At 36.3% G+C, this 24,137-nt stretch carries 24 protein-coding genes; 15 read left to right on the top strand and 9 right to left on the bottom strand.

The annotated features are described in order from the left end of the window. Nucleotides 1-6 precede the first annotated feature (6 nt). The 5 genes from glnH (at nt 7) to Q3V31_RS24815 (ending at nt 4,206) form a co-directional block, all read left to right on the top strand. Nucleotides 7-837: a glutamine ABC transporter substrate-binding protein GlnH gene (gene glnH / locus Q3V31_RS24835; protein ID WP_016128681.1), complete on the top strand. Its 831-nt coding sequence runs from the start codon at nt 7-9 to the stop codon at nt 835-837. An 83-nt stretch (nt 838-920) separates the two neighbouring features. Further along, entirely contained in the window at nt 921-1,577 is a 657-nt protein-coding gene (locus tag Q3V31_RS24830; protein WP_016128682.1) for an amino acid ABC transporter permease, read from the top strand. Beyond that, nucleotides 1,578-2,222, top strand: a complete 645-nt coding sequence (locus tag Q3V31_RS24825; RefSeq protein ID WP_016128683.1) for an amino acid ABC transporter permease — start codon at nt 1,578-1,580, stop codon at nt 2,220-2,222. A gap of 204 nt (nt 2,223-2,426) precedes the next feature. Then, nucleotides 2,427-3,854 carry an amino acid permease gene (locus tag Q3V31_RS24820; RefSeq protein ID WP_001188003.1) on the top strand — a complete coding sequence of 476 codons (1,428 nt, stop codon included), beginning with the start codon at nt 2,427-2,429 and terminating at the stop codon, nt 3,852-3,854. Then, on the top strand, nt 3,829-4,206 hold the full coding sequence (locus Q3V31_RS24815; protein ID WP_000778856.1) for an OsmC family protein: 378 nt from the start codon (nt 3,829-3,831) through the stop codon (nt 4,204-4,206). The genes Q3V31_RS24820 and Q3V31_RS24815 overlap by 26 nt, the downstream gene beginning before the upstream one ends. A gap of 69 nt (nt 4,207-4,275) precedes the next feature. Here the strand turns inward: Q3V31_RS24815 and Q3V31_RS24810 are convergent, their stop codons facing one another. Continuing rightward, nucleotides 4,276-5,217, bottom strand: a complete 942-nt coding sequence (locus Q3V31_RS24810; RefSeq protein WP_016128684.1) for a helix-turn-helix transcriptional regulator — start codon at nt 5,215-5,217, stop codon at nt 4,276-4,278. Nucleotides 5,218-5,324: 107 nt separating this feature from the next. Here Q3V31_RS24810 and Q3V31_RS24805 point away from each other — a divergent pair, with 107 nt between their 5' ends. Then, nucleotides 5,325-5,846, top strand: a complete 522-nt coding sequence (locus tag Q3V31_RS24805) for a dihydrofolate reductase family protein (protein ID WP_000085843.1) — start codon at nt 5,325-5,327, stop codon at nt 5,844-5,846. A 34-nt stretch (nt 5,847-5,880) separates the two neighbouring features. Here Q3V31_RS24805 and Q3V31_RS24800 read toward each other — a convergent pair whose 3' ends face one another. Together Q3V31_RS24800 and Q3V31_RS24795 are read right to left on the bottom strand one after the other, a co-directional pair. Then, on the bottom strand, nt 5,881-7,251 hold the full coding sequence (locus Q3V31_RS24800; RefSeq protein ID WP_000822675.1) for a sensor histidine kinase: 1,371 nt from the start codon (nt 7,249-7,251) through the stop codon (nt 5,881-5,883). Nucleotides 7,252-7,262: 11 nt separating this feature from the next. Continuing rightward, nucleotides 7,263-7,940 (bottom strand): response regulator transcription factor, encoded by a 678-nt coding sequence (locus tag Q3V31_RS24795; RefSeq protein ID WP_000565488.1) that lies wholly within the window; start codon nt 7,938-7,940, stop codon nt 7,263-7,265. A gap of 171 nt (nt 7,941-8,111) precedes the next feature. Here Q3V31_RS24795 and Q3V31_RS24790 point away from each other — a divergent pair, with 171 nt between their 5' ends. From Q3V31_RS24790 to Q3V31_RS24775, 4 genes are all read left to right on the top strand, one after another. Then, nucleotides 8,112-9,359 (top strand): cell wall-binding repeat-containing protein, encoded by a 1,248-nt coding sequence (locus tag Q3V31_RS24790; protein ID WP_000738889.1) that lies wholly within the window; start codon nt 8,112-8,114, stop codon nt 9,357-9,359. A gap of 311 nt (nt 9,360-9,670) precedes the next feature. Beyond that, nucleotides 9,671-11,122 (top strand): SulP family inorganic anion transporter, encoded by a 1,452-nt coding sequence (locus tag Q3V31_RS24785; RefSeq protein WP_016128686.1) that lies wholly within the window; start codon nt 9,671-9,673, stop codon nt 11,120-11,122. 65 nt (nt 11,123-11,187) lie between these two features. Then, the gene (locus Q3V31_RS24780; RefSeq protein ID WP_000278004.1) at nt 11,188-11,610 is read left to right on the top strand and encodes a universal stress protein; all 423 of its coding nucleotides are present in this window, start codon (nt 11,188-11,190) and stop codon (nt 11,608-11,610) included. 262 nt (nt 11,611-11,872) lie between these two features. Continuing rightward, nucleotides 11,873-11,998 carry a DUF4027 family protein gene (locus tag Q3V31_RS24775; protein WP_000738296.1) on the top strand — a complete coding sequence of 42 codons (126 nt, stop codon included), beginning with the start codon at nt 11,873-11,875 and terminating at the stop codon, nt 11,996-11,998. Between the two features lie 104 nt (nt 11,999-12,102). Here Q3V31_RS24775 and opp4A read toward each other — a convergent pair whose 3' ends face one another. The 6 genes from opp4A to glpT all read right to left on the bottom strand — a co-directional run bounded on the left by opp4A (nt 12,103) and on the right by glpT (nt 19,362). Continuing rightward, entirely contained in the window at nt 12,103-13,884 is a 1,782-nt protein-coding gene (gene opp4A, locus Q3V31_RS24770; protein WP_016128687.1) for an oligopeptide ABC transporter substrate-binding protein, read from the bottom strand. Nucleotides 13,885-13,898: 14 nt separating this feature from the next. After that, a complete protein-coding gene (locus tag Q3V31_RS24765) occupies nt 13,899-14,804 on the bottom strand; it encodes an ABC transporter permease (protein ID WP_000880731.1) in 906 nt (301 codons plus the stop codon). 18 nt (nt 14,805-14,822) lie between these two features. Next, on the bottom strand, nt 14,823-15,791 hold the full coding sequence (opp4B, locus tag Q3V31_RS24760; RefSeq protein WP_000265451.1) for an oligopeptide ABC transporter permease: 969 nt from the start codon (nt 15,789-15,791) through the stop codon (nt 14,823-14,825). A 14-nt stretch (nt 15,792-15,805) separates the two neighbouring features. Further along, nucleotides 15,806-16,732, bottom strand: a complete 927-nt coding sequence (locus Q3V31_RS24755; RefSeq protein WP_001196379.1) for an ABC transporter ATP-binding protein — start codon at nt 16,730-16,732, stop codon at nt 15,806-15,808. Then, on the bottom strand, nt 16,719-17,738 hold the full coding sequence (locus tag Q3V31_RS24750) for an ABC transporter ATP-binding protein (protein WP_000795386.1): 1,020 nt from the start codon (nt 17,736-17,738) through the stop codon (nt 16,719-16,721). The genes Q3V31_RS24755 and Q3V31_RS24750 overlap by 14 nt, the downstream gene beginning before the upstream one ends. A 274-nt stretch (nt 17,739-18,012) precedes the next feature. Further along, entirely contained in the window at nt 18,013-19,362 is a 1,350-nt protein-coding gene (gene glpT / locus Q3V31_RS24745; protein WP_000466394.1) for a glycerol-3-phosphate transporter, read from the bottom strand. Nucleotides 19,363-19,634: 272 nt separating this feature from the next. On the opposite strand from glpT, the gene Q3V31_RS24740 reads away from it, so the two are divergent. From Q3V31_RS24740 to rbsD, 5 genes are all read left to right on the top strand, one after another. After that, nucleotides 19,635-20,093, top strand: a complete 459-nt coding sequence (locus Q3V31_RS24740) for a MarR family winged helix-turn-helix transcriptional regulator (protein ID WP_001132371.1) — start codon at nt 19,635-19,637, stop codon at nt 20,091-20,093. Between the two features lie 19 nt (nt 20,094-20,112). Next, nucleotides 20,113-21,726, top strand: a complete 1,614-nt coding sequence (locus Q3V31_RS24735; RefSeq protein ID WP_000437651.1) for an MDR family MFS transporter — start codon at nt 20,113-20,115, stop codon at nt 21,724-21,726. Nucleotides 21,727-21,863: 137 nt separating this feature from the next. After that, nucleotides 21,864-22,835, top strand: coding sequence for a ribose operon transcriptional repressor RbsR (rbsR, locus tag Q3V31_RS24730; protein ID WP_016128688.1), 972 nt, complete (start codon nt 21,864-21,866; stop codon nt 22,833-22,835). Between the two features lie 13 nt (nt 22,836-22,848). Beyond that, nucleotides 22,849-23,745: a ribokinase gene (gene rbsK, locus Q3V31_RS24725; protein WP_001132837.1), complete on the top strand. Its 897-nt coding sequence runs from the start codon at nt 22,849-22,851 to the stop codon at nt 23,743-23,745. After that, nucleotides 23,742-24,137, top strand: coding sequence for a D-ribose pyranase (rbsD, locus tag Q3V31_RS24720; protein WP_000716142.1), 396 nt, complete (start codon nt 23,742-23,744; stop codon nt 24,135-24,137). Before rbsK ends, rbsD begins: the two co-directional genes overlap by 4 nt.

Genomic DNA, 24,137 nt, shown 5'->3' with positions numbered 1-24,137 from the left:
AGTTTTATGCTTAAAATGAAAAAATTGTTTACGTTAATCGTATTTTCATGTTTATTCGTACTTGTCGTTGCTGGATGCGGAAGTAAAAAAGATGAGACGAAAGAAACGAATACGAAACAAGGCGGGGCTGTTGAGCAAATTAAAAAGCGCGGGAAACTAGTAGTTGGGGTGAAGAATGATACGAACTTATTTGGCTTGAAAAATCCTTCGACAGGACAGGTAGAAGGGTTTGATGTTGATATCGCAAAGGCGCTTGCGAAAAAAATTCTTGGAGATGAAAAGAAATTAGAATTAAAAGAAGTAACGTCTAAAACGCGTATTCCACTACTGAAAAATGGTGATATTGATGCAATTATCGCGACAATGACAATTACGGAAGAACGTAAAAAAGAAGTAGATTTTTCAGATGTATATTTTAAAGCAGGGCAATCGTTACTTGTGAAAAAAGGAAGCGATATTAAAAGTATTGATGATGTGAAAAAGGGTGTGAAAGTGTTAGCGGTAAAAGGTTCAACGTCTACAAATAATATTCGTCAAAAATCACCAGAATCGACTGTATTAGAATTTGAAAATTACAGTGAGGCATTTACAGCGTTAAAAGCAGGGAAAGGCGATGTATTAACGACAGATAATGCAATTCTTTACGGCATGGCAAAACAAGATTCGAATTATGAAGTTGTAGGGAAAATTTTCACGGATGAGCCGTACGGAATTGCAGTGCAAAAAGGTGCAGATGATTTAACGAAAGAGATTAATAGCTTGCTAAAAGATATGAAGGCGAGTGGGGAGTACGACAAATTGTATGAAAAATGGATTGGTCAAAAGCAAGAAAAATAAAGTGAAACTGATCGGAATAAAAAGTAAGAATGAGAGGATGAGGGATACTCATCCTCTTCTTATAAAGAAAGAGGGGGGAATATGTGCCTGATTTTTCTATTTTGACGAATAATATTGATATGTATTTAGAAGGATTTAAATATACGGTGATGTCTAGTGTAGTTGCGCTAATAGGAAGTTTTATTTTAGGGATTGTTATAGCAGTGATGCGAATTTCACCTATTCGTATTTTAAATTGGATTGGCTCTGCTTATGTAGAGTTTGTTCGAAATATTCCACTCGTATTAATTGCATTCATTTTCTATTTTGCTTTGCCGGTAATAGGAATTACTTTCAACGGTTTTGTAGCAGGGACAGTTGCGCTTACAGTTTATACTGCGGCTTTTATTGCAGAAGTAATTCGTGCTGGTATTTTATCAGTCGCGAAAGGCCAAATGGAAGCAGCTCGTTCTTCAGGATTAACTTATACACAAGCGATGTATTATGTCGTTTTACCTCAAGCAATGAAAATTGTAATTCCTCCTTTAGGAAATCAATTTCTCAATTTAGTAAAAAACTCTTCTATACTCGGAATTATTGCTGGAACGGATTTAATGTATCAAGGAGACTTAATTTCAACGAAGACGTTCGTCACGTTTGATGTATATATATTTGTCGGGATGTTTTATTTAATATTAACAATTCCGCTCAGTATGCTAGTGCGTTATTTAGAAAAACGCTTGGCAAAGGAGGCGGTATAAATGGATTTTAAAGGAGCGATAACAGGTGATCATATCCTCTTTTTATTAAAAGGATTACTCATAACGTTAGAGGTAGCGCTCATAGCAATTGTACTTAGCTTTATTATTGGGAGTGTAATAGGAATATTACGTTACACAAAAATACCTGTTGTATCACAAGTGCTAGGCCTTATCGTTGAAGTGATCCGGAATTTACCGCTTCTTTTAATTATATTTTTCACGTATTTTGCACTTCCGGAAGCGGGCTTGAAATTAGAAATTATAACAGCCGCGATTGTTGCTTTAACGATATTTGAAGCAGCGATGATATCTGAAATTGTTAGAAGTGGCTTATTATCTATCGAAAAAGGGCAAATTGAAGCGGCGCGTTCATCAGGATTAACATATGTCCAGACACTTTGGCACATTATTTTACCGCAAGCACTTAGAAGAATGGTTCCGCCACTTGTTAGTCAATTTATTTCATTGTTAAAAGATACGTCATTAGCGGTTGTTATATCATTGCCAGAGCTTATGCATAATGCTCAAATTATTAGCGGGCAGAATGTAAATTATATGATTCCCACATTTATACTAGCAGCTTGTATGTATTTCGTTGTAAACTACGGTTTATCAATTTTATCTAGAAGATTAGAAATACGTTAACTCTTACAAAAAATGTAAGAGTTTTTTCCTTATAAATCCTTTTTTACCTCAAATTAGTATCGAAAGCTCCTAATAATTGAATTTTTATATTGTTTTATCAGAAAAGTTTTAATTTTATATAGAAATTGTAATCGCTTTCGTGTATATTTTTATTATCAGAAAATTTTAAAAAGGGATAGGGGTACTTGTAGGGGGAGGATTAAGATGCAGCAAACAACGAATGAGCAATTACATCGTACGATGAAGAGTAGACATTTATTTATGATCGCACTAGGTGGTGTAATCGGAACTGGTTTTTTTCTAGGTTCAGGTTACACCATTAATCAGGCTGGACCAGGGGGAGCCATCCTTTCATATTTAGTGGGCGGATTTATTATGTATTTAACAATGCTTTGTCTTGGAGAGCTAACGGTAGCAATGCCAGTTTCAGGATCTTTCCAAAAGTATGCGACGAAGTTTATTGGACCAGGAACTGGATTTATGATCGGTTGGCTATACTGGATTGGATGGGCAGTAACAGTAGGATTAGAATTAACATCGATCGGTTTAATGATGAAAAGATGGTTTCCAAATGTTGATGTTTGGGTATGGTGTCTCGTATTCGGAGTTATTTTATATGCTTCAAATGCAATATCAGCGAAGAGTTATGCTGAATTAGAGTTTTGGTTCTCTAGTATTAAAGTAGTTACAATTATTGCATTCATTCTACTTGGTGGTAGTGCATTACTAGGATTTTTACCATACGACGGAAAAGAAGCAGCGCCTCTTTTCTCTAACTTTGTAAGTGATGGTGGGCTATTCCCAAATGGACTAGCTGCAGTGCTTCTTACGATGATTACAGTTAACTTTTCCTTCCAAGGAACAGAGTTAATCGGGATTGCAGCAGGAGAGAGTAAGGAGCCTGAAAAAACAATTCCACGCGCAATTCGTAATACAGTATGGCGCATTATGTTATTCTTCATTTTAACAATGACAATTTTAGTAGGGTTAATTTCTTGGAAAGAAGCAGGGGTAATTGAAAGTCCATTCGTAGTTGTATTTGATAAAATCGGTATTCCATATGCAGCTGATATTATGAACTTCGTTATTATTACTGCTTTATTATCTGTAGCGAACTCAGGGTTATATGCAGCAACGCGTATATTATGGTCACTTGCAAATGAAGGAATGGCACCAACTTCTTTCAAGAAGGTAAATAAGCGTGGTATTCCAATTACAGCGCTAGTCGTAACGATTGCTGTTGCAGCGTTATCGTTATTAACAAGCTTCCTTGCAGAAGATACAGTATATATGTACTTATTATCTATAGCTGGTTTATCTGCTGTTTCAAGTTGGATCATTATTGCTTTATCGCAACTTCGCTTTAGAAGTCAGTATTTAAAAGGCGGAGGAAAATTAGAGGACTTAAAGTATAGAACACCACTATACCCGCTTGTTCCAATTCTAGCTTTAATTACAAATAGCATCGTTGTTATTAGTTTAGCGTTTATTCCAGAACAACGAATGGCGTTATATTGTGGTATTCCATTTATCATTTTCTGCTACATATATTATTATATGAGTAAGAAACGGAAGAAACCGATGAAAGTGGAGATGGAAAAAACAAATGAAACTAACAATCAAACACGATGATATGGAAGCAGATTTATCGTATGGTCAATTAGCGATTGGAAAAGAAAACGGGTATTCACCGTTACAATTACTCATTTCTTCTATCGCAGGATGTAGTGCAATTGTTTTCCGAACAATTTTAGAAAAGAAACGTATTACATACGATACGTTTACAATTGAGACTGAAATTGGGAGAAGTGAAGCTTTATCAAAACCAGTTGAAAGTGTTCATTTGCACTATAAAATTAAAGCGCAAAACATTACAGAAGAGCAATTAGACAAGGCGTTGCAACTTGCGGTGAAAAACTGTACGATCGTTCAATCTGTAAAAGATAGTATAAAAGTTACAGAAACAATTGAATTAGTAAAGTGAAACAGAAAAACGTGAGAATAGGGCGCTCACGTTTTTTTGTTTTTGGCAGAGGAATTCTCTTATGCCTTTTTAGTCACCATACATACTTAAAATTTCTTTCGCACGTATACGTAAACCATCTATCAATTCTTTCGGTTCTAAAACGTGTGCATCTTTTCCAAGTCTATAAAATAAAGGGGTAATAAAGTTAATTTCACCTTTATCAATTGTTGAATGTATATATCCTGTCCCGTCTTCGTTTATTACCACGAATTCTTCAAGATAAGGAACGCTTTTACATTGGCGCACGCCTTCTGTCGTTAATAAAACATGTAACTGCGTAGGGGTGTGTACTATGTTAGAGCTAGAGGCAAACCACTCTTCTAAATTCATGAACGTATCCTCATTTTCTTCTGTTGATAATATAGAAAGAATACGATCAACGCGATACAGTAATACTTTTTTTCTGCTGAAGTCATAGGATGGTAAGTACCATAGCCCATCATGAGCATATACACCGATAGGATGAACATGTTTTGTTTTTATTCCCGACTTAGATTCGTATTGAAAGTGTAAATCTTTATTTTCAATAGCCGCGGTTAGCACTTCGTTTAAAAGAGGTGTATCAATTGTTCTCTTTGGATTCCAAAAAGCAATATAAGAGCGTATTTTATCAACTTTCGCTTTCGCATCATATTGTAGAGAGCTATACAGTTTATGCGTAACGGAATTGATTTCTGTATTAAAAGGTAAGTCTCGATAGTAACTTAAAGATTGAAAAGCAAAAAAGATGGAGACTGCTTCTTCTTCGGTGAATAAAATAGGCGGAATGACTTTATTCGTTAATACTTTATATCCTCCGTTACGACCTTGTTCTGCGTAAATGGGTAATCCCATATCACTTAAATCTAAAATATATCTATGAACAGTACGAACAGAAATATTAAATTCATCAGCTATTTCTTGAGCTGTAAATGTTCTTTTCGCAGAAGCAAATATAAGAATGTCTAGTAAACGTTTTGCTTTTGACAACTATCTCACTCGTTTCTTTTTTAACATGACATGAATTGTCATGTTTTAAGGTTAGTATAGTGTGTATAAGGTAATTTTATCAATATACGTTGCAAGGAGGAAAAGAGATGTCACGTGAAGTTGTTTTATTTATAGCCGCTAGTTTGGATGGATATATTGCGAAAGAGAATGATGATTTAGAGTGGTTAATGGAAACTGAAGGAGAGGGAGATAACGGTTACACAGAAATGTATGAAACGATTGATACAATAATTATGGGAAAAAGAACGTACGATTATGTAGTAGAGCATACGGAAACATTCCCTTACTTAGATAAAGCATGTTATGTTTTTTCTCGTTCAGAAAAAGGTTCAGACGGAAACGTGGAGTTTGTAAATGAAGATGTAGTGGAGTTTACAAAAAGGTTAAAAGCACAAGAAGGATCTAAAATATGGATGGTTGGTGGAGGAAGTCTACTGAGTGAGTTCTTTAAAAATAATCTAATTGATGAATATATCGTTACGATTACACCGCATATATTAGGCTCTGGAGTTCCATTATTTCAAGACAAGAATCCAGAAATTAATTTAACTTTAACCGATACGAAACGTTTTGGGCAATTTGTAAATTTATATTATAAAGTAAAATGATAAAGAAACACGACTACCATCAGTAGTCGTGTTTTTATATAGATGGCAATGAAATTGTAAAGCAAGACCCGTGATCAACTTCACTTGTGACAGTAATATTTCCGCCATGTAGCTCCACAATTTCCTTTACGATAGATAGCCCTAAACCGGTTCCGCCTGTAGCTCGTGATCTAGCTTTATCAACACGATAAAAGCGGTCGAAAATGTGAGGGAGGTCTTCTGGGGGAATACCTTCTCCCTCATCCTCAATTTTGATGGAAATATGTTTATCTTCTTCTGTAACAGAAATATTGATATGAGAATGTTCTTTTGAATGCCTATAAGCGTTATTTAAAATGTTCACTACAACTTGTTCGAATCGCTGTTCATCCAAGTTTACTAACAGTGAAGGAGGACAAGTGAAAGAAACTGTAACGTGTCTTTCCTTATACATTGCGTTTACCTTTTCGGTTATGCGAGTAAGGAAGGGGTGTAAATGCACTTCCTGTACGTGAATGAAAAAGTTATGTTTTTCCATTTGAGCAAGTGAAAATAAATCTTGAACTAAGTTTGTAATATAATCAGATTCGTCTTTTATAATGGATAAGTATCGTAAACGCTGCTCAGGAGGTGTACTTTCTTTTAATGCAATGTCAGCATAACCTCTTACGTACGTTAAAGGTGTTCTTAATTCATGAGCAACACTTGCTAGAAATTCACTTCTTTCAGTTTTCATATAATGTAAATCATTTGCGAGAGTTTGGATAGAGTCTGCTAGTTCACCAATTTCGTCATTTCGAGTAGTCGTTAATGAAACTGATAAATCCCCCTTACTCATTTTTTCAGTCGCTTGTTTCATGTGTAACAATGGTTTTGTTAATAAACGTGACAATAGAAAAATGGTGATAGCTGTTAATAGGAAAGTAATGACTCCGGCGATAATGAATTGTCTTGTTAGCCCGTTAACCATTTCTTCGATTGATTCCGTCCCGAGAAACATATATACATAGCCTTCCGTTTTTCCTGCCACTACAATTGGACTAACTGTACATATATAATTAGATGTTTTCCAATGATTCTCTATAATTGCTCCATCATGACCTGTTCGTGTTTGCATGCTTTCAATATGTTTTTTTATAGTAGTATTTATTTCATTGGATTTTGCTAGCACTTCCTTATTTGCATTTGTAATAATAACAGTTGTTTCAGCTTCGGATTCCATTAAAGCAACATGGGAGATTGTTTGTCTATCAAAATACTTTTCAAGGACATCTCGGTGACTATTTCCGCGCTTTAATAAAGCTGTCATTTCTTCATTTACTCTATTGTTTACAAGGCTATAATAGAGCAAGACAAATAGAACACTTTCGATTAAAAGTGTAACAATCAGAAAATAAAATCCGAGTTGAAGAGAAATTCGCTTCATCGTTTTGCTCCTTAGTTTTCAATATCAATCCATCGATATCCTACTCCGTAAACAGTTTTTAAATGGTGATCAATGGGGAAATTTACTTTTCGTAATTTGTCACGTAAATTACGAATATGTGAATCGACTGTTCTATCTTCTGTATTTGTATTTAACCCCCAAATTCGTTCAATAAGCTGATCACGGCTTAATACGTAGTTCACATGACGTAAAAATAATCCGAGTAAAGAGAATTCGATTGGAGTGAGAAGAAGTTCTTCATTATAGACAGAAACGAAATGCTTGGCCTCATCCCATAAAATGCCGTGATATTGGATTTGCGTACGTTGATTCGTTCGTCTTAAAACAGCTTCAATTCTTGCGAAAAGCTCCTCTTCATGGAAAGGTTTCGTCACGTAATCATCTGCTCCAAGTTTTAACCCTTGGATGACATCTACCTTTTGATCACGGGCAGTTACCATAATGATAGGAACGTTACTAAATGATCGAATTCTTTTGCACGTTTCCCATCCATCCATCTTTGGCATCATAATATCGAGTAAAACAAATTTGAAATTTCGATTTTCTATATGTGAAATAGCTTCTTCTCCGGACACTGCACATACGCAGTTATATCCGATTGGAGTAAGATAAAGTGTTAATAATTCAAGCATTCTCGGTTCATCGTCTACGAGTAGTATATCAATCATAGAGTACCTCCGCATTTGTAGTTATTATTTAAATTGTAAGTCAAAATCATGAAGAAATGGTGCAGATTATCATGCATCTGCATAATTTCTTCAGAATTGCTTGTTATCGTAAAGTTGAAATTCCATTTTAGGTAATAAGATTGATTCGAAAACAATTATGGGGGCGATATAGTGAAAAAGATGACCCGAATTTTGGGGATAACAATAATTGCAGCAGTCGGTCTTGCGGCATGCGGACAAACGAATACAGATCATAAAAACCATGAATCTACAGAAGAGAAGAAAACAGAGCAAAAGGAAATGAAAATGAATCAGGAGGTAACTGCGCCGAAAGAAATGAATCAAGGTGCATCGAATGATTTATTAACGACAAGTTTAAAAAATGTAACGAGATTAAATACAAATGATCCTCTGCAAATGGCAATATTAACTTCGCAAACGATATGGCCAGCAACGCATAAAGAGAATCAGCCAGGCGCTATTATTTTAGTGCCAGTGAACGAGTGGCAATTAGGTATTGCAAGTGCGGATCTTATTCATCATCCGAATAACGGGCCGATTTTATTTATAGAAAAAGAAAAAGTACCCGAAATGACGTTAAAAGAAATAAAACGATTAAATCCTCTCGGAACAAAAGATGGAACGCAAATTATGGTGATGGGGGATGTAGGGGCATCTAGCCTAGAGCAATTAAAAGAATATAAAGTAAAGCAAATAAAAGAAACGGATCCAGCTACATTTGCTAAAGATGTTGATAAAGAATATGCCGATATAACAGGGGATTATCCAAATAGCGTTATTATTGGTTCATCGGAAGAAGAAGGACGCTTATATACAACACCAGCTGTAAATTGGATTTCTCATATGCCAGAACCGCTTTTATATACAGAAAAAGAAACGGTGCCAGAAGCGACGATAGAGGCATTAAAAATGAGAAAAGATAAGGCAAATATATATGTGTTAGGACCAGAAAAAATCATTTCAAAAGCAGTAGAAAAAGAGTTAAATAAATATGGAAAAGTGACCCGTATTAGCGGAGAGACTCCAACAGAAAATTCGATTGCGTTTGCGAAGTTTAAAGATGAAAAAACGAAATTTGGCTGGGGGTTCACAAAACCAGGGCACGGTTTGTCATTTGTTTCAAGTAAAACACCAGACTTAGCAGTTGCGGGAGCACCTTTTTCACATATGGGTAAACACGCACCTGTTGTATTGTTAGAAGAAGGTAAAGCTTCACAACCAGTGTATGACTTCCTTGCTAGTATTCAACCGAAGTTTAAAGATGACCCGACACTTGGACCGTATAACCACGGCTTCTTATTAGGAAGTACGAGTGATATTTCATTTGAGACACAAGGTATATTGGATGAGAGGTTAGAGATTGTGCAAGAAAGTGGTCAAGGGCACGGTGGACATTAATAAAATGAGCAAAGGCGCTGCCAAGGTAGCGTCTTTTTCTTTAGGAAACTTTTACATAGCAAAAATATCTCTACTCGTTATATAATAGCCTTCGTGCAGTCGGCTTAGATTTTCTTATGGAGAAAATCAAATGATAAAGTGAAACTTTAATCAGTGGGGGTTTTGTTCATCCCCCACTGATTATTAGCCTTCACCAATCGGGCTTTTATGGGCAGTTGATCCCCACCTAACTTCTTTGCTTTCGCTGAATTTTGAGGTGGGGTTCTTACTGCCTGGCAAATAGCGGGATAAAAGAGTAGAGGAGTGGTATTTTGTTTCAAACGATAAAAAATGACTGGTTCTCCAACGTGAAAGGGGATGTGCTATCAGGAATTGTCGTTGCTTTAGCGTTAATTCCTGAGGCAATCGCCTTCTCTGTTATTGCAGGCGTGGATCCGACCGTTGGGTTATACGCTGCTTTTTGTATTGCGGTTACCATTTCATTTGTTGGCGGAAGAACTGGGATGATTTCAGCTGCAACAGGTGCAATGGCATTATTAATGGTAACGCTCGTTAAGGATCATGGTTTGCAATATTTATTTGCTACAACAATATTAACCGGTATTGTCCAAATTATTTTTGGCGTGTTCAAACTGAGCTCATTTATGAAATTTGTACCTAAATCTGTTATGAGTGGTTTTTTAAATTCACTTGGCATTTTAGTTTTTACAGCGCAATTGCCGCATTTTAAAAATGCAACTTGGCAAATGTATGCACTTGTCGCATTAGGACTTGTAATTATATATGTATTTCCACGTATTACGACGGCTGTACCGTCTACACTTATTTCTATTGTTATTGTGACAAGTATTGCACTTATGAGCGGATTACAGTTGAAAACAGTAGGGGATATGGGAAGTTTACCGAAAGAATTACCGTTCTTTAGCATTCCTAATGTACCGTTTACACTTGAGACATTAGGGATTATTTTACCGTACGCAATTATGCTTGCAATTATCGGTTTACTAGAGTCATTATTAACAGCTTCAGTTTTAGATGATATGACGCATACGGATAGTAATAAACATAAAGAAGCACGTGGTCAAGGTATTGCAAACATTGTCACTGGTTTCTTCGGAGGAATGGCAGGCTGTGCAATGATTGGACAATCTGTTATTAATATTAAATCAGGTGGACGAGGTCGTTTATCAACATTTGTAGCGGGCGGATTTTTAATCGTATTACTATTCGTTTTAGGTGACTATGTCGTTCATATTCCAATGGCAGCATTAGTTGCAGTTATGATTATGGTTTCAATTGGAACATTTGATTGGAACTCTGTAACAACGATTCATAAAGTACCAAAAGGAAATGCATTTGTTATGATCGTAACAGTTGTGATTGTCCTAATTACACATAATTTAGCATTAGGTGTAATTATCGGAACAGTAATTAGCGCGGTTTTATTTGCATTCAATATGGCAAAGATTCACGTGAAACATTCGTATATTGAAAATAAGAAAATATACGAAATTCACGGCCAGCTATTCTTCGCATCTACGGCAGAGTTTATAAATGCTTTTTCATATAATGAAGATGCGAAAGAAATTGAACTGAATTTTACTCACGCACACGTATGGGATGATTCAGCAGTAGCAGTAATTGATAAAGTTATAATGAAGTATGAACAAAGCGGTGTGAAGGTAAGGATTACAGGGTTAAATGAACGAAGCTCGAAGATTGTTTCAAATTTAGCTACCTATAATAAGAGAATTGCTAGTTAGAAGCCTCCTTTTTAGGGGGCTTTATTATATAATACGGGTAGGATAACGAAAAGGGGATTCAGCATATGTACAAACAAATTATATTAGCATGTGACGGTTCTGAACATGCACTTCGAGCAGCTGAGCATGCAACATATATTGCGAAATTTAACGAAGAAACACATGTTGAAGTTGTGTACGTAGTAGATAATAGAACGGCAAAATCAGATATTATACAAGGACAAACGGATTTAGAAACAATATCAGCTAGTCGAAAAGATAAATTAAAAGAGATTGAGGGTTTATTAAAGAAAGAGAACATTTCCTACAAAATTACGATTCTACATGGTGATCCAGGGGATACGATTGTTCAATATGTAAATACAGGAGATATAGACCTTGTTATTGCTGGAAGTAGAGGATTAAATACACTGCAAGAAATGGTACTTGGTAGTGTAAGTCATAAAATAGCAAAGCGTGTGAAATGCCCGGTGATGATTATAAAGTGAAACTTTAATCAGTGGGGGTCTTACTGCCCGGCGAATAGCGGGATAAAATAAGTTGAGTGAGATATTATGTAGTGTAAGCAGGACCTTGATATAATTCGAGGTCTTTTTTGATGCATAAAGGAGGAGAGTGTGGACATACTAGATATATAAGTTTAAAGGGAATTTGTTAACTTACAATTTTGTAAGTTAGTTGTCAGTGAAATCGATGTTATGAAAATTATTCCATTGGTAAAATAAGAGTATCAAAGGGGAGATAGGGAGGATGAAAAAGATGAAAGCATTCCAAAATTTATCATATAGCCAAGGTGTGGGTCTTGTTTGTTTAGGGGGATTTGCTGGATCTGTTACGTTAGCTGTTTTAATAAAGATGATTCATCAAATTTTTTGATTTTATAGTAGGGAAGGAATTGGTTGTTATAAATAGTAAGAAAAGGATTGTAAATAAAAAATAGCTCTTAGCATGTATGTAGATGCTAAGAGCTATTTTTATGATTATTTTTCTACTTCTGGCTTCTCACTTGTTACAGTAACGTCTTTCCAATGTGAAGTTATTTGATTTACTTCAGCGTTGACATCATAATTTTTTACACGCTTATTAACACCTGTTAAATCAAATGTATAATGAATTGGAATCATCGGTGCTTCGTCATGAATTAATTTTTGCCATTTATCGTATATTTCTTTACGATATTTTTCATCAGTAGCTTTTTCTGATAATCCTGCGTCTAATAACTTCGTATTTTCATCATTTACCCAGCGCTGGTAGTTGAATCCGGCATTTTTGCCCCATAGGCCAGAAAGGTCAGGGTCAGAGCCAGTATTCCAAGCACCAGAGAAAATATCAACCTTCGGATCATCTTTTTTAATCATATCACGCATAGCATTAAATTCGTGTAAGCGTCCATCAAGAAGTTCTACTTTTAAGCCGATATCTTTCCAAGATTGAATATAGAATTTTGCAAGTGGTTCACTTGTCTCACTACCGTTACTAGCTAGGAAGTTAATTTTAAATTCATTACCTTTTGGATCCTCACGGAATCCATCACCATTCTTGTCTTTATAGCCAGCTTCATCTAATAGTTTTTTCGCTTTATCTACATCTAAGTTATATGCGCCAACACTGTTATTATGGTACTTTGGCATAGATGGTGGAATTGGAGAGTTAGCTGGAACACGAAGTCCGTGATATACTTTTTCTCCTAATTTTTCTCTATCAATTGCATATGCCATCGCTTGACGTAAACGAACGTCTTTGAACTTATCGTTATCCATTACAGCTTCATTCTTTGCTTTGTCCATATGTCCGAACTTAAATCCGATATAAGTGTAAGCAAGGTCAGTTTTACCAATTAGTTGTGTGTTTTTTAATTTACTTACGTTCGGATATTGATCAGCAGTAATTGATGCAATATCAATATCACCTTTTTTCAGAGATGCATTAACAATAGATGGATTTACAACTTTTAATGTTACATTTTTTAGCTTAGGTTTGCCACCCCAGTAATCATCAAAGCGCTCATACTCAACTGATTCACCAGGAACGATTTTCTTCACTTTAAATGGACCGAATCCAATTGGATTTTGACGGATTTTATCTGATTCAGCTAGTTTTTCAATTGGTACATCACCTAAATATTTTTTAGGTGTAGGATATGTCCAAATACCAGTTTTCAGTGAAGGGTTTACTTCTTTATAAGTAATGGAAATTGTTTTTGGATCGACTACTTTAATACCAGAAATTTTGTCAGCTTTTCCAGTGTGATATTCTTCCATACCTTCAATCATTTGCATTTGTGTATCGTAACGAATACCTGTATATTTACTATTACCGATAATTAAGTAAGAATATTCTAAATCCTCAGCCGTTAAAGGGTTACCATCATGCCATTTTACATTATCTTTAATTTTAATTGTAATTGTTTTTTTATCTTCAGAAATTGTATAAGTTGCAGCACCTTCATTTGTAATTTCCCAGTTTTTATCTGTAGCTAATAATTGTTCATCAAAGAAATCCATAATTTCTGAATCTGGAGCAACTTCATACAATACTCTACTTAAAACACCAGAGAAAGGTGAATTTGAAACGAGTCCATAAGTTAATGATCCGTCTTTAATTTCTTTACCATCATTTTTTACAGCAGCACTAAATTTATTTGTTTCTACTTTTTTTGTGTTTGCTTTTTTACTACCGCTATCAGCACCCCCACATGCAGATAGTAATAATGTTGAAGCAGCAAGTGTACTTAATACTTTGTACAGTTTTGGTTTGTTCATAACTTCTCCACCCCTTATCCTTTTCTTTGTCTCGCATCAGCCGCACGCTTTAACGCTTGACCAATAAAATTTATACACAGCATCAACACTAAAATCATGATTGATGCGGGTAACCAAATCCACCACTTTTCTTGCAATACATCTGGGTTAGTTGCGTAACTTACAAGTGTACCAAGACTTGGTGTGCTCTCTGGTAGACCGAAGCCTAAGTAAGTTAAACTAGATTCAATTCCGATGTTACCAGCAAGATTTAATGTAATATTTACGATGATAATAGAACTTAAATTAGGTAATATTTGCTGGAAGATTATTTTCCAATTTGGTGTTCCTAACGTTTTTGATGCAGATACGTAATCAAGTTCTTTCTCAGTCAATACTTTAGAACGTATCAGCCTTGCTTTTCCGACCCATAAGAAAGCGGTCATTATGAGAATAAATGTCGTAATATTGAAAGTTGGAACGAGTGAGATAAACACGATAACAATCATTAAGAATGGTAAAATCATCATAAAGTCGATAAAACGCATAATGATGTTATCGACAACTCCTCCAAAATAGCCAGCAATTAGTCCCATCGTAAGACCGATAAGGGTTGATAAAAGAGTGATAGCTAAACCAACTGTAAAGGAGTTACGTGTACCAATAATTAATTGTCCGAAAATATCGCGACCTCCATAATCAGTTCCTAACCAATGTTCAGCAGAAGGAGGATCATAAATGGCGAACAGATCGACTCGGACGATATCTTCTTGCTTCATAATAAATGAAGTTGCGTAAACGGCTATTAATATTAAAGCTAAAAAGAATAGAGAAAACATTGCTAGTTTATCTTTACGAAATTCTCGCCACATAATGGAGAAACCAGAAGGGCTCTTTTCGTAATGAATGACTTCAGTTTGTTTTTCAGGATTTGCTAACATAACGTTTCTTCACCTCCATTAATCAATACGAATACGTGGATCAACGATGCTTAGAATAATATCGGAAAGAAGAGTCCCGAGTAGCGTTGCGAATCCAGTAAATAATACAAGAGCAGTTACGACACTGAAATCACGTTGAGTGATAGATTGGAAAAATAGTTGTCCAATTCCTGGGTAGCCGAAAATATTTTCTAGAATAATAGAGCCCCCAACTAAACCTGTAATTTCATATCCTAAAAATGCTGCGATTGGTAAAAATGAATTTCGTAAAATATGTCTGGAATATACTTTAGATTCTGGTACACCTTTTGCCTTTACCGTGCGTACAAAATCTTTATGTTTCGTATCGATAATTTCACTTCGTAAATATTGGACAGTTCCTACAGTTCCAATTAATGCCCCAGATAAAGCTGGTAAAATCATATGATTTAATTTACTTAAATAGTAATCAAATGATCCGGTTGCAACTTGTGGGTCAACGCTACCACTCGTAGGGAAAATTGGATATAAAAAGCCGAATAAGAATAACATTACTAATCCGAAAATAAACAGTGGTGTACCGAATCCTAAAAAGTTATATAGTGTAATAAATCGATCAGCCCACGTATCATTCCAACGTCCACTTATAACTCCAAGTGGAATAGCAATTAAGTAAGTAAGAATAAGAATAAAAAGAGCTAACAGTATTGTATTGCCAAGACGTTCCCCAATAATATCTGTTACTTGTATTTTATGTGCGTAAGAAATACCGAAATCCCCTTGCACGGCATTTGAAATCCACCTTACATATTGAGTGGGAATAGGATCGTTTAAACCTAGTTTTTCACGTTGTTCTTCAATCACTTTTGGATCGGCTTTTGGATTTGCTAGTTCAGCGCCACTTAATGCATCACCTGGCATTGCCTTAGCCAGTGTAAAGACGAGTACGCTTAATATGAATAATTGCGGTATCATAACTAAAACCCGGCGTAATATAAATTTCCACATGTTTTATCACTCCCTTAAGGTAATGCCACCCGGTGAGTTGGCGAGATTGGTTTTAAATCGTAAGCACGTCCATTTTCATTGAAATAATTTTCGTAGGATTTCTCATACTCAGCGCTTACCTCACGACGCAATTTACGTTGTTGCTCGCGGTTTTCTGGACGAATATCAGGAATAGCTGATATTAGACGCTTCGTATAGATGTGCTGTGGATTATTATAAATTTCAGCACTAGTTGCTTCTTCCACAATGCGTCCGCGATACATAACACCGATACGGTCACACATATGGCGAATTACACCTAAGTCGTGACTAATAAATAAATATGTTAATCCGAGTTCAGATTGTAAATCTTGTAAGAAGTTTAAAACTTGAGCTTGTACCGACACGTCAAGTGCAGATACAGGTTCATCTGCGATAATAAGCTTCGGTTTTAATGTAAGTGCGCGTGCAATACCAATCCGCTGTCTTTGTCCACCGGAAAATTCATGTGGGTATTTATAAATAGACTCTGGATTTAAGCCAACTTTATCAAGATAATCTTGAACAGCTCTACGCTCTTCATCAGGTGAGAGTTTCTCAAAATTTCGAAGTGGTTCAGCGATAATATCCATAACACGTTTCTTCGGGTTTAAGGATGAATAAGGATCTTGAAAAATCATCTGAATATCTTTTCGTTGTTCTCTTAGTTCTGAGCGGCTTAATTTTGTTAAATCTCTATTATTAAAATGAATGCTACCGCCTGTTGCTTTCGTTAAGTGCATAATTGCTTTTCCAGTTGTTGATTTGCCGCTCCCAGATTCCCCAACGATTCCATATGTTTCGCCAGGTTGTAGTTCGAAGCTTACGCCATCAACAGCGCGAACGTAATCTAATGTACGACCGAAAACACCACCTTTAATTGGAAAGTGTACTTTTAAATCTTCTACTTTAAGCAGTGCCATGAGTTACGTCATCTCCTTTCTTATGTTGGAAGTTGAAGTGCTTATAGCAAGTACAACGTACCCAATGGTCTGGTTTTACTTCATGTAAAACAGGATTTTCCTCATGTTGATCAGGTCTAACCCACGGGATTCGGGCTTGGAATCGGCAACCTGTGCGAGGAAGCTTCGCTAACGAAGGAACTACGCCTTGAATTACATGCAATTTTTCTTTTTCAGCATACGCAGATGGAATTGAGTTTAATAGAGAACGAGTATATGGGTGAAGAGGGTTATTAAAAATCTCTTCTACTGTCCCTGTTTCTACAACTTGTCCTGCATACATAACGACAATACGATCAGCTGTTTCGGCAACAACGCTTAAATCATGTGTAATTAAAATGATGCCCATTTTCGTTTGTTCTTGAATAGATTTTAGTAAGTCTAAAATTTGTGCTTGGATGGTTACGTCAAGAGCCGTTGTTGGCTCATCCGCAATAATGAGTGCTGGGTTACAAGCAATCGCAATCGCGATAACAATTCTTTGTCTCATTCCGCCAGATAATTCGTGAGGGTATTGTTTATATGTAAGTTCTGGTTTTGGAATACCAACTTGATGGAGTAGTTCTAAGGTGCGTTCTTTCTTTTCTGCTTTCGAAAGGTCTGTGTGGTAGTCTAAGTTTTCTTCGATTTGTTTTCCAACTGTCATAAGAGGATCGAGTGCTGTAAGAGGTTCCTGGAAAATCATACCGATGTTTGATCCGCGTACTTTATTCATTTCTGCGGTCGACATAGTAAGTAAATCCTTATCTCTATAGTAAAGTTGCCCTTGTAATTTTGTATTTGCTTCATTATGCAGTCGCATAATGGAAAGGGCAAGTGCACTTTTTCCGCAACCTGATTCACCAACTATCGCGACAATTTCATTTTCATGGACAGTTAACGAAACGTTATCAACTGCTGCATGGTATTGATCTTGTATGCGAAAGGAAGTCTGTAAGTTTTCAATGCGAAGAAGTGGATTCTTCATGGCTATCCCTCCATCTTTTCTGAAAAGACTAAATATTTAGTATGTTGTTGTTATTTTAATATAAAATGACAATGTTTGACAAGGGTAAATATTCAAAAATCTTTTTATATAGAGATGAGATGCAGTAATATAAGGATGAAAACCCTTTTAAGACGCTAATAATTATGGATTGGATTGATAAATTATTTGTAAAAAAAAAGTACTATATGTAGAAAAAAGAGAGGCGTTCTGGAAAGAACTGTCTCTCTTTTTTTTGTAAGTATAATATTAGTGTTTAAGCTTGTTTTGGTTTTGCAGATCCTGTATTTAAAGTAAGAGCAAGGAAGAACATTGCAAGCACACAAGAAGCAAGGAGTAAAATGAATCCGCCGTCCCATCCGAATCCATCTACAATAAAGCCCATAGCTGCGCTAGCAAAAGTAGCTCCGCCTAGATAACCGAAGAACCCGGTTAAACCAGCGGCAGTTCCAGCAGCTTTTTTTGGTGCTAAGTCTAGTGCGTGTAGGCCGATTAACATAACAGGTCCATAAATTAAAAATCCAATGGAAACAAGTGCGATACTATCAATGATTGGGTGACCGGCAGGGTTTAGCCAGTAAACGAGAACGGCAATGAATACACCGACCATAAATAGAATACCAGCAGGTGCGCGGCGCCCTTTAAACAGTTTATCACTCATCCATCCGCAAAGAAGTGTACCTGGAATACCAGCCCATTCATATAGAGCATAAGCTGTACGTGAGCTACTATGAGTAAAGCTTTTTTCTTCTACTAAATAAGTAGGAGCCCAGTCTACAACGCCGTAACGAACGAAATAAACAAAAACGTTAGCGATAGCGATGTACCATAAAAACTTATTGTTTAATACGTATGTAAATAAAATTTCCTTTACCGAAAGCTCGCGTTCACGGTCCGCTACTTTTTCATCTGATGGATATTCCCCAGTATATTCTTCAATAGAAGGTAATCCGCAAGATTGAGGTGTGTCTCTCATCGTAATTAATACATAAATCCCAACTAAAATTGAAAGAATACCTGGGAAGTAAAATATACTTTTCCAGTCATTTGCAAAGAGATATAAGCCTAATGTAACGAGAGAAGGCATAAGCGCGCCACCGACATTATGAGCGACGTTCCAAATAGACATTTTTGTACCACGTTCACTAATCGAGAACCAGTGAACCATCGTACGGCCACAAGGAGGCCATCCCATACCTTGTACCCATCCATTTAAAAACTGAAGGACAAACATAAGTATAATGCTCGTTGTAATGAAAGAAAATGAGCCGAAAATAATATTAATGATACCTGATAAAAATAGCCCAGCTGCTAAAAAGTAGCGAGGATTACAACGATCGGATACGATACCCATAAGAAATTTACTTAATCCGTAAGCGATTGATACTGCTGAAAGGATAACCCCAAGTTCTCCTTTACTAAAGCCTTGTTCGATTAAGTATGGCATTGCGAGTGAAAAGTTTTTTCGAACAAAGTAGTAGCCCGCATAACCGATGAAGATACCTAAGAATACTTGTAAACGTAATTTACGATATTCGCTATCAGTACGGTCAGTAGGTAAGCGTTCTGCGTGGGGCGCAGGTTTAAATAATTGTGTGAAAAACATAAAATGAAAATCCTCCCCTAATTAATTGGAAGCGTTTTAAGACAGAGAGAATACAAAAAGGCCATGAAATATAAAAAAGTTCCCCTTTTTTATGATTCATAGCCGTATACTCCGATTCTCCGTGACTGTCAATATTAACTTCGACGAAAATTATACAACTTTGTGACAAAAATGTAAACGTTTTTATGAATAAAGTTGTTGACGTAATTTGTTTGTGGGATTAATATTTAAATACGTTAAATATTTTATTGTTTAAATAAGAGGTGGATAACATGCCAAATGATATGACTCATATTGATAAGATTCAAGCTCTTACATTCGCTATAGGAAAGAAAATGCAAACAGAGCTATTGGAACAAATGCAAGCGTCAGGACTTACACCACCGCAGTTTTATATTTTAAAGATTTTAGATCATTATGGAGCTTCAAGAGCGACACAATTGGCGGAGAAAATGTACGTGAAACCGAGCGCGATTACAGTAATGATTGATCGTTTAATTGATCATGGGTTAGTAGAGCGCTATCACGACGATAATGATCGCCGCGTTGTTATCATTGAGCTAACGAAAAAGGGGAAAACTACAGTAGAAGAAGCGATGGCGGCTCGTAATGAGCATATTGCAAAATACTTCTCACACTTAGAATTACAAGAGAGGGAAGATTTGTTACGTCTCTTTGAAAAGCTAGAAACAATTATTTGCGGGACACAAGAGAAAAAAGAGAAAAACTAAGAGGAATTGAGGAGATTACATGGAGCAACAAGAAAATCAGAATAGAAAGTTGTTGTTAATCGGTTTAGTAATCGCAATGCTATTTGCTGCATTGGACGGAACGATCGTTGGTACAGCAATGCCCCGTATCGTCGGTGAACTAGGCGGATTAAGTTTAATGACATGGTTAACAACAGCTTATATGTTAACATCAACAACGGTTGTACCGATTGCAGGTAAATTAGCGGATTTACTTGGGCGTCGTAACGTATATATAGCAGGATTAATTATCTTTATGGTTGGTTCAGCGTTATGTGGTATGGCAAACGGTATGACAGAATTAATTATTTTCCGTGGTATTCAGGGTCTTGGTGGCGGTATTATGATGCCGATGGCTATGATTATTATCGGAGATATGTTCACGGGAAAAGAACGTGCGAAATGGCAAGGTATTTTTGGAGCTCTATATGGTCTTGCCTCTGTAATTGGACCACAAGTTGGTGGTTGGATTGTAGACGCAGTGAACTGGAGATGGGTATTCTATATTAACTTGCCAGTTGGTATTTTAGCGACAATCTTTATTGCAATGGGATTAAAAGCACATAAACAAACAGGACCAATTAAAATTGATATCGCTGGAATCTTCACGATGATTCTCGGTGTTGTAAGTTTATTACTTGCGTTAACGTTTGGTGGGAAAGATTATGCATGGGGTTCTTGGCAAATTATCGGGTTATTTGCACTAGCTGCAATTGGTATTGTTAGCTTTGTTATCGTTGAAACGAAGGCTGAAGAACCAATTTTACCGATGCACTTCTTTAAAAACCGCACATTTACACTACTAAATGCGATCGGTTTCTTTATGAGTATCGGAATGTTTGGAGCAATTATGTTCGTACCGTTCTTTATGCAAGGAATTGTAGGCGTAAGTGCTGCTGAATCAGGAACGATTATGACACCGATGATGATCACAATGATTGTTATGAGTATTATCGGTGGTCAGCTTGTATTAAAAATTGGTGTGAAACCACAAATTATTACAGGGATGCTTATTATGGCTAGTGGTTTCTGGTTATTAACAACGATGGATATGCACACAACTAAGCTTACCGCTACTTCTTATATGATGGTTATCGGTTTAGGAATGGGTCTTGTTATGCCGATATTAACATTAGCGTTGCAAGAAAGCTTCCCGAAAAAAGATCTTGGTGTTGTAACATCATCAAGTCAATTCTTCCGTCAAATCGGTGGAACATTCGGTATTACAATTTTAGGATCAATTATGAATAACACTTCAGGTACAACGTTAACAAATAAATTAGTACCTGTATTAGACACATTCCCAAAAGAAGCGGGACAAATGGTAACAAAATTTAAAGATATGATTCATACAGATCCACAAAGTTTATATTCTATGCTATTTAGTCCAGAGGCATTAAAACAAATGCCAGAAGCATTTTCTAATAGTATCGTACCAATTTTGAAAAGCTCTTTAGTGGACTCACTTCATACTGTATTCTTAACAGGATTGGTATTTATCGTAGTAGGTGCTATCTTTACGATTTTCTTACAGAAAATTAAACTGTCTGACCGTAAAAAAGGTGCTGAAGAGCCTGCTGTAGAAGAGAAAGAACAAACGGTATCATATTCGTAATGAAAAAGCATCGCCTTATGGCGATGCTTTTTTGAGTATAACCTTAAAAGCTTTTTAGTGAGAAATGATTGACGTATTTTTATAAATGCGTTATATTATTTTGTGTAAACGGTTACATGAAATGAGGAGAAAAGAGAATGAGTACGATTAAAGACGTTGCAAAATTAGCAGGGGTATCTGTTGCGACCGTTTCCAGAGTGTTAAATAAAAATGGATATGTTCATGAGGATACATTAAAAAAAGTAGAGCGAGCAATTGAAATGCTAGATTATAAACCTAGTACAGTAGCACGTTCTTTATACAATAAAAAATCTCGTTTAATTGGCTTAGTTGTTCCAAATATCGTGAATCCATTCTTTCCAGAAGTTGCACGTGCCGTAGAAGATGTAGCATATAAACAAGGTTACACAGTTGTCCTTTGTAACTCTGATGAAAATTTAGAAAAAGAGAAACAATACATTGATGTGCTTAGACAAAATAATGTGGATGGGTTTATTGTGGCAACGAATCCACAAAATAGTGTTAATTACATGAATTTGTCTATTCCAGTTGTTGCGATTGACCGTATGTTTAATGAGCGAATTCCTACTGTATATGCAGATAACTATGCAGGGAGTCAGGCGGCGACAAAGTTATTAATAAGCAAAGGGTGTAAACATATTGCACATATTCGTGGACCGCGTGATGTGAGCACAGCTAATGAACGTTTTGAAGGTTTTGTAGACGTTATTACGCAAAATAATCTTTCTTATATGATTGCAGAGAGTACATTCGATCCAGCTAATAGTGAACAGGTTGCGGTGGAATTATTGGAAGAATATCCGCATATTGATGGAATTGTTGCTGGGAATGATTTAATTGCAATCGGCGTTGTAAAGGCTGCACTTCAAAAGGGGATTTCTATTCCAGACGATTTACAAATTATCGGATTTGATGGGATTTCTTTAACAGAAATGATGTATCCATCTATTACAACTGTTGCACAGCCAATTTATGAAATGGGGAAAATTGCAACAGAGCTGTTGTTAGAGCAGATGGAAGGAAATCCATTAGAAGAGAAACACTATCGTTTACCGATTGAAATTATAGAACGAAATACAACGAAGTAAGGAGATGAGACAGATGCCAAATATTGCAGTAGTAGGTAGTATTTCAATGGACTTAGTGGCTGTTTCAAAAATACGGCCGAAAGCAGGAGAAACAGTAATTGGTGAAGCGTTTCATACGATCCCAGGTGGGAAAGGAGCCAACCAAGCAGTTGCTGCAGCTAGATTAGGAGCAAATGTAGCGATGGTTGGTGCAGTAGGAAGTGATGATTACGGGACAGTAGTTAGAAGAAATTTAGAGAATGAACGCGTTTTTATCGACTATGTGGTACCGGTTACAGATAGAACAACAGGAATCGCTCATATCGTTTTAGCAGAAGAGGATAACAGTATTGTTGTCGTACAAGGAGCAAATGCTCTTGTAAATGAGTCGATTGTAGATCGTTCAAAAGACCTTCTTGTAAAAGCAGATATGGTTGTTCTTCAACTAGAGATTCCGCTTGAAACAGTAAAATACGTTCTGGCTATTTGTGAGGAACATAAAATTCCAGTTATGTTGAATCCGGCTCCAGCACAAATCTTATCAGAAGATATTTTAGAAAAAGCGACTTATATTACGCCGAATGAGCATGAGTGCCGCATTGTATTAGATGATTTCACATCACCAATTGAAGATTTATTGGCTAAATATCCAAATAAGCTATTGATGACAGAAGGGTCTAATGGTGTTCGTTTCCATAACGGAACGGAAGTTGTTCAAGTTCCAAGTATTGCTGTAGATGTAGTAGACACAACTGGAGCTGGTGATACATTTAACGGCGCGTTAGCAGTTGCGCTTTCTGAAGGAGAAACACTTCAAAAGGCTATTCGTTTTGCTAATATTGCTGGTGGTCTTTCTGTAACAAAACTTGGGGCACAGGGCGGTATGCCGACGAGAGATAGAGTACGTGAAGTGCAGGTGATTGTCGGATGAAAAAGCATGGTGTATTAAATAGTGAAATCGCGGCAGTCCTTGCTTCACTTGGACATACAGATACGATTGTAATTGCTGATTGCGGGTTACCTATTCCTGATGGAGTAAAACGAATTGATTTAGCAGTTGAACTCGGAAAACCTAGTTTTTTAGACGTATTACAAGTTGTTGCTGATGATATGGCAATTGAAAAAGTGACGTTAGCAGAAGAAGTTATTATGAATAATGAAGTGGTAAATAAAGAAGTTGAGATGCGATTAATAGAGCCAGCATTTGAATATGTGTCTCATAAGGAATTTAAAGAGCATACAAAGAGAGCGAAGGCGATTATTCGTACAGGAGAAGCAACGCCTTATGCGAATGTTATTTTACATGCAGGCGTGATTTTTTAA

The organism is Bacillus nitratireducens, from assembly GCF_036320425.1.
In the GTDB taxonomy this organism is placed as follows: Bacteria; Bacillota; Bacilli; order Bacillales; family Bacillaceae_G; genus Bacillus_A; species Bacillus_A nitratireducens.
The sequence above is the reverse complement of the archived record's forward strand: the minus strand, read 5'-3'. Positions and strand labels throughout refer to the sequence as shown.